We start from the raw sequence: 14,005 nt of genomic DNA on the forward strand, positions 1-14,005 counted from the left end.
ACCACCACCAGACCAAGAACCCACACCTATCGGTTGTCTCGTTTTTAAAGAGCTGCGGACCAGCCTGAAGGCCGGACTGCGGTGCTGCCCGAGCAGCAAGAGGGGCGCATTATACAGGCGTTTCCGAGCCGGTCAACACCCTGGCGAAGAAATCGCCAGGGTGTGGCGTGACGACCACCGCCGGCGCCCCACCGCGGACACTGGCACCGCAGCGAACAGCGCGGGCGTGACGAACACCGGGACAGGCCGACAGCTCTAGTCGAGGCCCATGCGGCCCTCGGCTGGCCCGCCTCACGGCCCGGGCAGGCGGTGGAAGCGCACCGGATAGGTCTGCCGTGCCACGGCTTGGAAGTACTCGCCGTCCAGCGTATCGCTCGCTGGGTTGTAGAGCAGGGTATAGGCCGAGCCGGCGTAGCCGCCGGCACGCAGCTCGAACTGGAGCTTGAGCGTCCTGCCCTCCAGAGCCGCCTGCGCCTTCTCGAAAGGGAGCGGGCGCGGGTTGGCATAACTCGCCGCGACGCGGCCGCCGGCATCGACCCCGCGGATGTAGATCGTGTAGCCGCCGTCGGGTCGCACCCAGCGGCCCTCGAGCACCGCGTAGGGTGAGCCGACGGTCTGCGCCGCGGCCGGCTGCAGCGACGCCGCCAGCACCAGCCCCAGGGACAGGTGGCGAAAGGCGCGGCGGCGCTGCGGAGTCATTCTCTGACGCGCCGGCCGGTCAGTCCCTGTTCTTCATCGCTGCCTGGAGCCGCGCGATGTCGGCGGGCGAGAGCTGCGGCCGGTCGATGTTGATCGTCAGCCTGTTCAGCTTGGCTGTCAGCGGGAAGGGCGGCTTGTAGTCGGCGTCATTGACGCCGGTCAGCGTGTCGGAGCCGACGTCGAAGCTCTCGTCCCACTGCAGGATCATCGGCAGCGTCTTGGGCATGGTCTTGGTGGCCACAACCTTGCCGTCCACCTTCAGGGTGCCGGTGCCGGGCCGGCCGAGGCCGCTGAAGTCGTTGAACGCCAGCGTGCCGGCGCCCAGCCCGTCGTACCTGAAGTCGAACTCGAGCGTGTGACGACCGGGCGTCAGCACATCCGGACCTTCCCACCTGATACGTTCCAGGTCCACCAGGTTCCACAGCCACACCGGCTTGCCCTTGAGGATGTAGAAGCCGTAGCCTGCGAAGCGACCGCCGGAGGTGACGATCATGCCGTCGCCGCCGCCGCCCTGCGGGATCTCGATGTCGGCGCTGAAGTTGTACGACGCATTCAGGATGAACGGCGAGTCGCCCTGCGGCAGCCCGGTCATCGGCCGCGTATAGACGAACTCGCTGCGCCCGGCGGTGATGTTCGGCCGCGGCGCGACGATGCGCGCTGCCACCGAGGCGTCCAGCGGCAGGACCTGGTGCTTCTTCGCCTCGGCGAGGAAGGCCGCGCGCATCTGCCTGACCTTCTGCGGGTACCTGGCGGCCACGTCCTCCTGCTGGTTCCAGCTCTCGTTCAGGTTGTAGAGCTGGAAGACCTGGTTGTTCAGCGGGTCGGGATTGGCCGGGCCAAAGGCCTGCCAGGGCGCGCGGTTGACCTTGGTGGACAGCAGCCAGCCGTCGTCGTACAGCGCCCACTGGCCCATCATCTCGAAGTACTGCACCTTGTGGCGCGACTTCACCTTGGCGTTGCTGGCGTCGAAGGTGTAGAGGAAGCTCGTGCCTTCGATCGGCGCCTGCTTGATGCCGTCGACCATCACCGGTGCCTTCAGGCCGGCGGCCTCGAGGATGGTCGGCACGACGTCGATGACATGCACGAACTGCTCGCGCAGCGCGCCCTTGTCCTTGATGCGCGCCGGCCACGACACCACCATGTTCTGGTTGATGCCGCCCAGCCGCGAGGCGTTCTGCTTGAACCAGTCGAAGGGGGTGTCGAAGGCCCACGACCAGCCGGCCGACATGTGGTTGTAGGTGTACTGCGTGCCCCAGACGTCGTAGAACTTCAACTGCACGTCGGCCGGCAGCTCGTTCAGGCCGTTGAAGAAGGCCACCTCATTCGGCGTGCCCAGCGGCCCGCCTTCGGCGCTGGTGCCGTTGTCGCCGTTGATGTAGATGATCAGTGTGTTGTCGAGGCGGCCGGCCTGCTCGAAGGCCTGCACCACGCGGCCGATCTCGTAGTCGCTGTATGCGGCATAGGCGGCGAAGATCTCGACCTGGCGGATGAAGAGCTTCTTCTCCTCCGCCGACAACTGGTCCCATGGCTTGAGGATCTGGGTCGGCCACGGCGTCAGCTGCAGATCCTTCGGGATCACGCCGAGCTTCTTCTGGTTCTCGAAGATGCGCTCGCGCAGCTTCTCGTAACCGTCGTCGAACAGCTTCATCGCCTGGATCTTCTGCACCCACTCCCTGGTCGGGTGGTGCGGAGCATGCGTCGCGCCCGGCGCGTACTTGATGAAGATCGGCTTCGCCGGGTCGATCTGATGCATGCGCGAGATGTAGTCGATCGCGTCGTCGGCCATGCCGGTGATCAGGTTCCAGGTGCCTTCCTGGCCCTTGAACGGATAGATCTGCGTCGTGTTGCGGAACAGGTTCGGCTCCCACTGGTTGGCGTCGCCGCCGACGAAGCCGTAGAAGTACTCGAAGCCCATGCCGATGGGCCACTGGTCGAAGGGCCCGGCCTGGCTCGCCTGGAAGGCCGGCACGTTGTGGTCCTTGCCGAACCAGGCGGTGGCGTAGCCATTGTCCTTCAACATGCGGCCAATCGTCGCCTTGTCGCGACCGATGATGCTGTTGTAGCCGGGGAAGCCGGTGGACTGCTCGGAGATCACGCCGAACCCGGCCGAGTGGTGGTTGCGCCCGGTGATCAGCGCGGCCCGCGTCGGCGAGCACAGCGCGGTGGAAAAGACTCGGTTGTAGCGCAGGCCTTCCTGCGCGATGCGGTCCATCGTCGGCGTCGGGATCACGCCGCCGAAGGTGCTCGGCACGCCAAAGCCGGCGTCGTCGGTGATGATCAACAGCACGTTCGGCGCGCCCTTCGGTGGCACGATGCGCGGCGCCCACCAGTACTTGGACTGCAGCGCGTCGTCCCGGATCACGCCACCGAAGCTCGGGTCGGGAGCCGGCAGCTGCCGGTTGCTGACCGTCGTGGTGGCGCCGGGCGAACCCAGCACGCCGGTGACCTGCTGCGCCGCCGTCGGACTGACGGCGAACAGGGCGATGAGCGACACGAACGAAGCACAGAGCCAGTTGCGAATCCCTTGCATGGTGACCTCCCGGCGATGAATCTTCGCGGCACTATAGCAGGGCCGCATCCTGTGATACCTTGCCGATTCGGACATTCTTCTGCGAACGGGTGGGATCCTCGGGTCGTGAGGACACTGGCGACCGGGGAGGCGAGCAGTTCGAGCGGCGACGGAGCAGGCATGTGAAGCAGTACGACAGTTCGCCACCGGGGTCGTGGCATGCACTGGCGACGAGCGGCCCAGGCGAGGTGCGCGTCGGCCCACTGCGCGCGATCCCGGATCTGCTCGCCGAGCTGGGAGTCAATCCGTCGGAGGCTTTCGCGGCCGCGGGCTTTGATCCACGGATCCTGGCCGATGCGGATGGCCGCGCGCCGATCGAGTCGCTTGGGCGGCTGCTCGATGCCTGCGTCAGGCTGACGCGCTGCCCGCACTTCGGGCTGCTGATCGGCGAGCGCTTCGATCTGTCCGCTTTCGGCACGCTCGGCGAGTTGCTCCGCCATTGCGCCACTGTCGGCGACGCGGTGCACCACCTGATCCTGCACCTGCACCTGCATGATCGCGCTGCGGCCCCCTTGTTGCTCAACCTCAAGCCAGGGATCGTCGTTCTCGGTTATTCGGTCTACGACCACGGTACGCCGGCTCTGGCCCAGGTCCAGGATACGGCGATCGCCATCGCCAACCGGATCATGAGCGAACTGTGCGGCCCGCAGTGGCGCCCGCTGCGCGTGCAGTTCGCGCACCGCCCGCCGGACAGCCCGGCGGCCCATCGCCGGCACTTCCGGGCGGACGTGGCTTTCGACGCGGAAGTCTGCGGAGTCGTCTTCGCTTCGACCTGGCTCGAACGGACGATCGCGGGTGCCGACGCGACACGCCGCGAGTTTCTGGCGCGAACGATCCGCGCAGCGCACGCCCATGCGCCACTGAGTGTCGCCGAACAGGTGCAGTATGTCCTGCCACAGCTGGTACTCAGCGGCCTGCCGTCGGCGGGAGCCGTCGCCAGGCTGTTCGCGATGCACGAGCGCACGCTGCGGCGGCGCCTCGAGCGGGAGGGTGCCAGCCTGCAGCTGCTGATCCGACGGACGCGCTTCGACCTGGCGCGGCAGCTTCTGCAGAACACCGACCTGACCGTGACGGCGATCGCCACGGCATTGCACTACGACGACCCGAACGCGTTCTCGCGGGCGTTCCGCAGTTGGGCAAGCCTGAGTCCGCGGCAGTGGCGCGCGCGCGCAGCAGCACGCGACCCACTGTGCTGAGCGATCGCCCGGCCGACGGATCGCTGCCGGCACAGGCGGGCGCGATCCGATCAACAGCCATCCTGCGCCGCCTCTATCCGCTGCTGGCGTTCCTCGGCGGCTTCACCTGGGATGCGCTGACGATCGGCCAGCGCATCCGCGTCGTCGACTTCTGGCGCCTGGGGATGTTCCTCGTCGGCGCGGCGTTGCTCGCGCTCTGGCTGGCCCGTCGCGAGGCGCTTGGCCTGGCGCCGCCGGCGCCCGGCGCGACGCTGCGCGGGCGGCTCGCCTCGCTGGCGTGGCAAGCCCCCTACCTGCTGCTGCAGTTCTTCTTCGGTGGCATCTTCTCGGCCCTGTTCATTCTCTATTTCAAGAGCTCCGGACACCTCGGCACCTGGCTGACAGCGTCGGTCCTCGCCGCGCTGCTGGTCGGCAACGAGTTCGCCGGCAACCGCTACGGACGACGCTTCACGCTGACCTGGACCCTGTTCGCGCTGAACGCGATCCTGCTCTGCAATTTCGCGCTGCCGCATGCCCTCGGCAGCCTGCACCCCCTGTGGTTCTACGCGTCAACGGTCGCCGGCGTCACGCTGACGCACATCCTGCGCTGGCTCGCTGCCGGCCGACCCGGCCGCATCGGGCCCGCCTGGGCACTGGCCCTGGTCCTGATGCTGGCTTTTCGCCTCGACATGATCGCCCCGGTGCCGCTCGTCAAACGGCAAATGGCAGTGGGACAGGATTTCGTCCAGACGCCCAGGCGCTATTCCCTGCAGGTGGAACGGGCGGCATGGTGGCAGTGGTGGCGGGACCAGGCGAACGTCGTTCATGTGCCGGAAGGCGGGCGGCTGTACGGACTGTCGGCGGTGTTCGCACCACCCGGGGTGACGGCGGATCTCGAGCACCGCTGGGAGCTTCGCGACCCGGACGGCTGGCGGCTCGTGTACCGTCGGCCGTTCACGACCACCGGCGGGCGCGATCGAGGCTTTCGCGGCTACTCCTGGGTTCTGAACCCGCCGCCGGGCGACTGGCGCTTCATCGTCGCCACGCAGGACGGCCGCACGATCGACATCCTGCGGCTGCAGGTCGAGCGTGGCACGCCGGCGGCGAGCGAAGTGGTCGTCCGGGAGATCGATTGAGCGATCCCGCCAGGCATGCAGCCGCAGGACGTCGATCGCTCGCACGAGAACGCCGGCATCAAGCACAATGGCCGCGGAAAACGGTGATCAGTTGCCAGACCGCGAAGCCGAGCAGGAAGGTACCGGCGGTCCGGTTGATCGCCTGCAGGGCACGCGAGCCGATTCGCTGGCGGATGCCGGCAATTGCCGAGGCAAGCGCCAGCCACCACAGCGCCGAGCCGCAGAATACGCCGAGCACCATGATCACTGCCGCGCTACCGGTCGTCGCCGCGCTGCCGCCGATCGTCGCGAAGACGGCGATGAACGACAGGATGGTCATCGGATTTGTCAAGGTCAAGGCAAAGACCGTGGCAAAGGCGCGCCAGGCGCCGACGCCATCGGCGGCTCCTTCCTCCTGCGCGAGCGGCGCCGTGCGGTACAGCCGGACGCCCATCCAGCCGAGAAAGAGCGCACCGCCGATGGCGAGTGGCAGAGCGAGCGTGACGAAGAACTGCGTCACCGCTGCCAGGCCGAAGGCGCCGACGGCGCCGTAGACGCCATCGGCGGCGGCCGCTCCGAGGCCACTGACAAAACCGATGCGGGCACCATGGGCCAGCGTGCGCTGAATGCAGAGCAGACCGATCGGCCCGACCGGTGCGGCGATCGAGAGACCGATCAGTCCTGCCTTGAGAAAGAGGAAGCCATCCACTGCGAGCAGCCGGGAAAGGTATCGGGAAGGCTTCATTCTGGCAGGGCGCGAAGAGCATTTGAATGGAGGAATCAAGGAAAACATGCCCTCCATGCTTCACAATTCAGGTTGAAGCCACAACCAGCCTGCAAATCATGGAACTCGACGCGAAAGCCTGGAAGATTCTCGCCGCCGTGCAGCGTGACGGGCGAATCTCGCTGAAGGCGCTGGCCGCCGAGGTGGGTCTGTCACTGCCGGCGGTTTCCGAACGGCTGAAGCGACTCGAGGAAGCCCGCGTGGTGACCGGCTACCGTGCCGCGGTCGATGTCGCCGCGCTCGGCTACGGCGTACTGGCGATGATCGCGATGACCACCCCGCCAGCCGACAAGGCTCGCCTTCTCGCCCGCCTCGAAATGCTGCCGGAAGTGACCGAGTGCCTGCACGTCACCGGCCAGGACTCGTACCTGCTGCGCGTCGTCGCGCGCGACATCGCGCACCTCGAGCAGCTGGTGGGAAGCATCAACCACTACGGCGAGACGCGCACCTCGATCGTCATGTCGGCACCGATCCCGCTGCGTCCCGTTGCGCCGCCGAAGGGCCCGCTGGCTTCCTGACCCGGTGGCAGCGCACGGGCAAGCGCGACGACGTTCACCTGTGCCGCACCGTGCAGCTTGAGGGTGCGCGCCAGTTCATCGACGGAGGCGCCGGTGGTCATCACATCGTCGATCAGCAACAGTCGGCGGCCGCTGAAGTCGGTCGCGCAGTCGAAGGCACCACGGACGTTCCTCGCCCGTTCGCGCCATGGCAGATCGGCCTGGCCGGCCGTGTGACGGATGCGCCGGCAACTGTGGTTGTCGATCGGGATCCGCCGCACCTCGCCGAAGGCACGCGCCAGCTCGCCTGCCTGATTGAAACCACGTTCGCGCAGCCGCAGCCGATGCAGCGGCATCGGGATGATCAGGTCGGCGTCGATCCGCTCCGGCAGCGCTGCCAGCCGCTGCCCGAACCAGCCGCCGAGGGCGAGCCGGTGGCCATACTTGAACGACTGCACCAGCTTGTCGAGCGGGAAAGCATAGCGGTAGAGCGCGGTCGTCGCGTCGTAGTGGGGCGGATGGCCGAGACAGCGACCACAGATCTCGCCAAGTGGCGTCGGCAGTGCGCAGCGCGGACAGCGCGCTGCCGGCAGGCGTGGCAGATCGTGCTCGCAGGCCTCGCAGAGCAGATTCGTGCCGCTGTCCGCGGCGCACAGCAGGCAATCCTGGGTCAGCAGCGCCTCGTACGAGGCCCGGAGCAGGGCCTTGGATTGCTTTAAGATTGACATCCTGCAGGGGCTCGTAAAGAATTCGCGCTGTCCGCCCTCATATCACTCCCACTCCAGGTTCACCCATCATGAATGCCATCCCGCAAGCCGCCGCGCGCCCGCGCGAGGAAACCGCCGCAACCGGCAAAGCCGCCGCCCGCTGGACGGTCGCCGAGGTCGAAGCCCTTTACCAGTTGCCTTTCATGGATCTGATGCATCGGGCGCAGCAGGTGCACCGGGAGAACTTCGACGCCAACGAGATTCAACGCTCGACGCTGCTCTCCGTCAAGACCGGCGGCTGTTCCGAAGACTGTGGCTACTGCTCGCAGGCGGCCCGCTACGACACGGATACCGAGCGCGAGGCGATGCTGCCGCTCGACGAGGTGATCGCCGCGGCGCAGGCGGCGAAGGACAAGGGAGCGTCGCGCTTCTGCATGGGCGCTGCCTGGCGGGGCCCGAAGGACAAGGATCTGGCGAAGGTCAGCGAGATGATCCGTGCCGTCAAGGGACTGGGGCTGCAGACCTGCGTCACGCTCGGGATGCTCAAGGATGGTCAGGCCGAGGAACTCAAGGAAGCCGGACTCGACTACTACAACCACAACCTCGACACCGATGCCTCATTCTATGGCCAGGTGATCACCACGCACCGGCACGCCGACCGGATCGACACGCTGGGCCAGGTGCGCGAAGCCGGCATCAAGGTGTGCTCGGGCGGCATCATCGGCATGGGCGAATCACGCCGCAACCGCGCAGCGCTGATCGTCCAGCTCGCCAATCTCGATCCACCGCCGGAATCGGTGCCGATCAACAACCTCGTACCGATCCCGGGAACGCCGCTGGCCAACGTCGCACCCATCGACGGCTTCGAGTTCGTGCGCACCATCGCCGCAGCACGCATCACCATGCCGACGAGTTTCGTCCGGCTGTCGGCCGGGCGGCAGGAGATGAGCGATGAACTGCAGGCGCTGTGCTTCCTCGCCGGCGCCAACTCGATCTTCTACGGCGACAGGCTCCTGACCACCGGCAACCCGGAAGCCGACCACGACGAGGCTCTGTTCGAGAAGCTCGGGTTGCGGCCGATCTAGTTCGCGATGGGCGTGGCACCGGCGCCGTTCGTCGATCAGCGCCAGGTGCGGCGCAACTTCGCCCGCGCCGCTGCGACCTATGACGAGGTCGCCGTGCTGCAGCGCGAAGTGGGCAGCCGCATGCTCGAGCGGCTCGACTATGTGCGCATCGAGCCGCAGCGCATCCTCGACCTCGGCTGTGGCACTGGCGCCAGCCTGACGGCGCTGCACGAACGCTACCCGGCGGCAACGGTGATCGGCGCCGACCTCAGCGAAGCGATGTTGCGCGCCGGCAAGGCACAACGCACCCGTCTGCGCTGGCTGCTGCCCTTCCTGCGTGGCAACCGGCCACCGCTGCTCGCTGCCGAGGCGGCAGTGCTGCCTTTCGCCGCACGCGCCTTCGGCCTGCTGTGGACCAACCTGATGCTGCACTGGGTCGTCGACCCGCTGCCGGCACTGCGCGAGATGCATCGCGTCCTCGCGGTCGACGGCCTGCTGATGTTCTCGACCTTCGGCCCGGACACGCTGCGGGAACTGCGCACGAGCTTCAGCGACGGTCAACCGCACACGCAGCGCTTCGTCGACATGCACGACTACGGCGACATGCTCGTCGAATGCGGTTTCAGCGACCCGGTGATGGATGCCGAAATGCTGACGATCACCTACGCCAGCTTCGACGACCTCATCGCCGACCTGCGCCGCAGCGGCTCAAGCTGCGCCATGCATGGCCGACGGCAGGGGCTGATGGGACGCACGGCATGGGCGGCTGCGCGCGCGGCCTACGACAGGCTGGCACGCGAAGGACGCCTGCCGGCAACTCTCGAGGTGGTCTACGGCCACGCCTGGAAAGGCGAGCCGCGGAAGACCGCCGACGGAAGGACGATCGTCCGCTTCGAGCCACGACAGCGAGACCGCTGAGCCGGCGAGGCATGGCTCCGGGGAGCGCTGCCCGCCGGCCAGCAGTCCTCAGCGGAAGAACTCCTCGAGGCGGATGAAGACCTCGTGCTCGGCGCCATGGCGGCGGACCGCGAGCACGTCCTCGAGCTTCTCGACCTGCTTCACCATCTGCTCCAGTCGCTCGTCCTCATTCACCAGCAGCCAGATGCGACTGGTCTGACCGTTGCCCACCGGCATCACGAGGATCGCCTCGACGTTGTAGGCACGGCGGGAAAACAGGCCGACGACGTGCGACATGACGCCGGCGTGGTTATTGACGTCCAGCTCGAGCACCGCGCGCGCCAGCGCCTGATTCTCGGTTCTTGTCAGCGAGTTCATCGTTCAGCCTCCGATCATGTCCTTGTTGGCGGCGCCCGGCGGCACCATCGGCAACACCTGCTCACGCATCTCGATGCCGGCGTGGATCAGCATCGGACCGGGCTTGCGCAGCGCGGCAGCGAGCGCCGCCCGCGGATCGGCGGCGGCATCGAGGTCGATCGCCGCGACTCCGAAAGCCTCGGCGACGCGGACGAAATCGGGCATGCCCTTGAACTTCGAGGCGTAGATGCGCTCGCCGTAGAACAGCGTCTGCTGCTGGAAGACCAGGCCGAGCGACGCGTTGTTCATCAGCACGATCTTGACATTGACTCCCTCCTCGGCGGCGGTGACGAGTTCCTGGATGTTCATCAGGATGCTGCCATCGCCGCTGAAGCAGACCACCGTACGCTGCGGCTCGGCAAGCGCGGCGCCGATCGCCGCCGGCATGCCGAAGCCCATCGTCCCCAGCCCGCCCGAGGTCAGCCACTGGCGCGGCCGGCGCAGCGGGTACGCCTGCGCCACCCACATCTGGTGCTGCCCGACGTCGGTGGTGATCGTCGCTTCGTCGTCGAGGCAATCGGCGACGGCACGGATCAACCCGTAGGGCGTCCGCGGATCGTCGATGCCCGGCGTGCGCAGCGGGTGCTCGGCTTTCAGACAGGCGACGCGCGCCAGCCAGTCCACGCGCAGCGCGCCGTCGACCACCGGCAACAGCAACTGCAGCACGGCACCGACATCACCGGCAATCCCGACATGCGCGGTCTTGATCTTGTCGAGCTCCGACGGGTCGATGTCGATATGGACGATCTTCGCCTGCGGGCAGAAGCCCGCCACCTTGCCGGTTGCGCGGTCGTCGAAGCGGGCCCCGACGGCGATCAGCAGGTCGCACTCGTCGAGCGCCAGGTTGGTGCACCGGGCGCCGTGCATGCCGAGCATGCCGAGCGAGAGCGGGTGATCGACCGGCATCGCGCCGAGCGCCATCAGCGTCATCACCGTCGGCAGGCTGGCCTTCTCGGCGAGCGCGACGGCGGCAGCGGCGGCGCCCGAATGGACGACACCGCCACCGAGATAGAGGATCGGCCGGGCGGCCTCGTTGATCATCGCCGCCGCCTCGGCGACGAGATCGGTTGCCGGCGGCGGCAGCGCATCGGCGCTGCCCGGCGCGGGCCACTCGGCGACCTCGATCACCTGGTTCTGCACGTCCTTCGGAATATCGACGAGTACCGGACCGGGCCGGCCGGAGGCGGCGATGCGGAAGGCGCGCGGGATGACCTGCAGCAGTTCCTCCGCCGAACCGACGAGGAAGTTGTGCTTGGTGATCGGGATGCTCAGACCGTAGGTGTCGACCTCCTGGAAAGCGTCGGTACCGATCATCGCCCGTGGTACCTGGCCGGTGATCGCCACCAGCGGGATCGAATCGAGCTTCGCATCGGCGATTGCCGTCAGCAGGTTGGTCGCCCCCGGGCCGGACGACGCCATGCAGACCGCCGGCAGTCCGGTGGCACGGGCCATGCCCTGCGCCATGAAGCCGCCGCCCTGCTCATGCCGGGCGAGGACATGATGGATCCGCTGCGACGCGGAAAGCGCATCGTAGATCGGCAGGATGGCACCGCCGGGTATCCCGGCCAGCGTGCGGACGCCCTGTCGTTCGAGAAGACGGACGACGATCTGGGCACCGCTGAGGGATTCTGGGGCTTCTCTGCTCAAGGCAATCTCCTGGAAAAAGGCGCCCCTGGACACGGCGGACGCTGGACCGCATAAAGGCGAAACCCCCGCTCGGCTTTCACCGGCGGGGGTTTCTGGAATCTGTCGTCGTCTTCGCGACCTAGCTTCTCTCGACCCTCGACGGTGTGCCGGGTCCTACGCCAACCAGGCGTACTACAGCGACTGCGGGCACACCAGCGGCAGCCAACCGCGTGGCCGTGGCCACCGCCGGTCGATGTGTTGCTGGCCTGGCACAACGGAGCATTGCCGCGAGATCCTGAAGTCGTCGAACGAAGGCCACATTAGAACCGAGCGCGGCGAGAAACGCAACCCCGATCGCACCCGATCCCCGCTGACCGCAGTGGCCTGGCGGGGAGAGCACGCGGGATGCATGGCGGATGTGGAGTCCATGAAGGGTTGGTCTACGGGTGGCTGGATCCGCCGCTTGAACCGGTCCTCCGCCCTCTTCCTCGTGCTCTCGCAATCAGACTGATCCACGCTTGACGCTGATGCATCGGCCGCTATACAGTCCATGGTGTCCGTTGGATTTCCTATCCTTTGCTCACCTCAGGGAGATGAAGATGAGAAAGAGTCTGTGGGCCATGGCACTGGCCCTGGCGACAGCGGTGCTGGGCTCGGCACCAGCCACTGCCGCGGCACCGGCGTCGGCCGGCGGCAAGCCCAACATCCTGTTCATCATGGGTGACGACATTGGCTGGATGCAGCCGAGCGTCTACCACCGTGGGCTGATGGTCGGCGAAACGCCGAACATCGACCGCATCGCTCAGGAAGGCGCCATCTTCATGCACTACTACGCCGAGCAGAGCTGTACGGCCGGGCGCAACGCCTTTTTCACCGGCATGCATCCGCTGCGCACCGGCATGATCCCACCGCAGCTTCCCGGCAGCCCAAGCTATCTTCGTCCGGGTACTCCGGCGCTCGCCAAGTTCCTGCTCGACCTGGGGTACAACACCGGCGAGTTCGGCAAGAACCACCTCGGGGACCATACCGACTCACTGCCGACCGCGCACGGCTTCCAGGAGTTCTGGGGCTATCTCTACCACCTCGACGCGATGCAGGGCGTCAGCTTCAACGACATCAACGTCTCGCCGACGCAGCAGGGTATCGCTCCGCCGTGCAGGAACACGCCGGTTCCCGGCCTCGCCGAGGTCCCCGGTGCCGTCGATCCCAAGACAACGACGTGCCTGACGCCGCCGCGTCCGGTCATCTGGTGCAAGTCCTCCGACGGCACGGCGAAGAACCAGAGGTGCCAGGATCAGGGTCCGCTGACGCTCGATCGCTCGCGAACGGTCGATGAGGAAATCTCGGCGAAGGTCATCGACTACCTTGACCGCAACGACCCGAAAAAGACCGGCAAGCCCTTCTTCGTCTGGTACAACCCGGCACGCATGCACGTCACGACGATGCTCTCGCCGAAGTACGAAGCGATGCTGGGCGCCAAGGGCGGCAAGGACTGGGGTATCAACGAGGCCGGCATGAAGCAGATGGACGACAACATCGGCTATGTGCTGAAGAAGCTGGAGGAGATGGGCCAGCTTGACAACACCATCGTCGTCTTCACGACCGACAACGGCGCCGAGACGATCACCTTCCCGGATGGTGGCACCACACCGTTCAAAGGCGGGAAGCTGACGACCTGGGAAGGTGGCATGCGGGCGCCGGCGGTCATGCGCTGGTCGGGCGTCATCAAGCCGGGTACGGTCATGAAGGAGATGTTCGCTTCGCTGGACTGGTTGCCAACCTTCGTCGACATAGCCGGCGGCGCCAAGGGCAATTCGCTCAACGAGCAGATCATGGCCGGGAAGTACCCCGGGATCGTCAAGACCAAGCTCGACGGCGTCAACCAGCGCGCGTACCTCGAGGGCAAGTCGGAGCAGTCGGCGCGCGACACCTTCTTCTACTACACGGGCGCGCGACCGTCTGCCGTCCGCTACAAGAACTGGAAGTTCTACTACACGATGGTGCCGGACACCGCGACCGGCGGCCTGTTCGGAGCGCAGACGTTCCACTGGACCCAACTCCAGAACATCCTGCGTGATCCATTCGAAACGACGGTCGGTGCCGATGCGAAGTCGTTGCTCGGCTACGGCGGCGCACTTGCTGCACCGAGCACAGCCTATCTCTACAACTGGAACATTCTGCCCATCGGCCAGTTGCTGTGGCTGAAGGAGCTGGAGTCCTACGTTCAGTTTCCGCCGATGCAGGATCCGGCGAGTTACAACCTCGACTCCGTCCTGGCGGAGGTCAAGAAGATGGGCCAGCAGCATCCGGGCCAATAGGCTCGATGCAGGGGCAGTGACCGTCAAGCCAATCTATCTGTAGGCTCGCCTGAGCAGGCCTCGAAAAGAGTGATGCGGCAGCCGACCCTGCTCCAACGAGGGGAAGGCTGTCAGGACTGGGGAAGCGAGGGAAACGT

The 14,005-nt window shown here is 66.7% G+C and carries 12 protein-coding genes; 6 read left to right on the forward strand and 6 right to left on the reverse strand.

Features of this window, described 5'->3' with window-relative positions; genetic code table 11:
- Positions 1-291: 291 nt before the first annotated feature.
- Together NFW30_RS16625 and NFW30_RS16630 are read right to left on the reverse strand one after the other, a co-directional pair.
- The gene (locus NFW30_RS16625; protein ID WP_295358106.1) at positions 292-699 is read right to left on the reverse strand and encodes a hypothetical protein; all 408 of its coding nucleotides are present in this window, start codon (positions 697-699) and stop codon (positions 292-294) included.
- A 19-nt stretch (positions 700-718) separates the two neighbouring features.
- Positions 719-3,229, reverse strand: coding sequence for an arylsulfatase (locus NFW30_RS16630; protein WP_295358108.1), 2,511 nt, complete (start codon positions 3,227-3,229; stop codon positions 719-721).
- A gap of 161 nt (positions 3,230-3,390) precedes the next feature.
- On the opposite strand from NFW30_RS16630, the gene NFW30_RS16635 reads away from it, so the two are divergent.
- Positions 3,391-4,464 carry an AraC family transcriptional regulator ligand-binding domain-containing protein gene (locus NFW30_RS16635; protein WP_295358111.1) on the forward strand — a complete coding sequence of 358 codons (1,074 nt, stop codon included), beginning with the start codon at positions 3,391-3,393 and terminating at the stop codon, positions 4,462-4,464.
- Positions 4,458-5,579 (forward strand): DUF2914 domain-containing protein, encoded by a 1,122-nt coding sequence (locus NFW30_RS16640; RefSeq protein ID WP_295358114.1) that lies wholly within the window; start codon positions 4,458-4,460, stop codon positions 5,577-5,579. The genes NFW30_RS16635 and NFW30_RS16640 overlap by 7 nt, the downstream gene beginning before the upstream one ends.
- Positions 5,580-5,637: 58 nt before the next feature.
- Here the strand turns inward: NFW30_RS16640 and NFW30_RS16645 are convergent, their stop codons facing one another.
- A complete protein-coding gene (locus tag NFW30_RS16645) occupies positions 5,638-6,303 on the reverse strand; it encodes a LysE family transporter (protein ID WP_295358117.1) in 666 nt (221 codons plus the stop codon).
- 98 nt (positions 6,304-6,401) lie between these two features.
- Here NFW30_RS16645 and NFW30_RS16650 point away from each other — a divergent pair, with 98 nt between their 5' ends.
- Positions 6,402-6,860: an Lrp/AsnC family transcriptional regulator gene (locus NFW30_RS16650; protein ID WP_295358121.1), complete on the forward strand. Its 459-nt coding sequence runs from the start codon at positions 6,402-6,404 to the stop codon at positions 6,858-6,860.
- On the opposite strand, the gene NFW30_RS16655 is transcribed toward NFW30_RS16650, so the two are convergent.
- On the reverse strand, positions 6,773-7,567 hold the full coding sequence (locus tag NFW30_RS16655) for a ComF family protein (protein ID WP_295358124.1): 795 nt from the start codon (positions 7,565-7,567) through the stop codon (positions 6,773-6,775). The genes NFW30_RS16650 and NFW30_RS16655 overlap by 88 nt on opposite strands.
- A gap of 68 nt (positions 7,568-7,635) precedes the next feature.
- On the opposite strand from NFW30_RS16655, the gene bioB reads away from it, so the two are divergent.
- Together bioB and NFW30_RS16665 are read left to right on the forward strand one after the other, a co-directional pair.
- On the forward strand, positions 7,636-8,631 hold the full coding sequence (gene bioB, locus NFW30_RS16660) for a biotin synthase BioB (RefSeq protein ID WP_295358127.1): 996 nt from the start codon (positions 7,636-7,638) through the stop codon (positions 8,629-8,631).
- A gap of 6 nt (positions 8,632-8,637) precedes the next feature.
- Positions 8,638-9,528: a methyltransferase domain-containing protein gene (locus NFW30_RS16665; protein WP_295358130.1), complete on the forward strand. Its 891-nt coding sequence runs from the start codon at positions 8,638-8,640 to the stop codon at positions 9,526-9,528.
- A gap of 48 nt (positions 9,529-9,576) precedes the next feature.
- On the opposite strand, the gene ilvN is transcribed toward NFW30_RS16665, so the two are convergent.
- Together ilvN and ilvB are read right to left on the reverse strand one after the other, a co-directional pair.
- On the reverse strand, positions 9,577-9,885 hold the full coding sequence (gene ilvN, locus NFW30_RS16670; RefSeq protein WP_287693583.1) for an acetolactate synthase small subunit: 309 nt from the start codon (positions 9,883-9,885) through the stop codon (positions 9,577-9,579).
- 3 nt (positions 9,886-9,888) lie between these two features.
- A complete protein-coding gene (ilvB, locus tag NFW30_RS16675) occupies positions 9,889-11,571 on the reverse strand; it encodes an acetolactate synthase large subunit (protein WP_295358136.1) in 1,683 nt (560 codons plus the stop codon).
- Between the two features lie 572 nt (positions 11,572-12,143).
- Here ilvB and NFW30_RS16680 point away from each other — a divergent pair.
- Entirely contained in the window at positions 12,144-13,868 is a 1,725-nt protein-coding gene (locus tag NFW30_RS16680; protein ID WP_295358139.1) for an arylsulfatase, read from the forward strand.
- The last annotated feature ends 137 nt before the right edge of the window (positions 13,869-14,005 follow it).

The sequence above is a fragment of the Accumulibacter sp. genome (assembly GCF_023806635.1).
Taxonomy (GTDB): domain Bacteria; phylum Pseudomonadota; class Gammaproteobacteria; order Burkholderiales; family Rhodocyclaceae; genus Accumulibacter.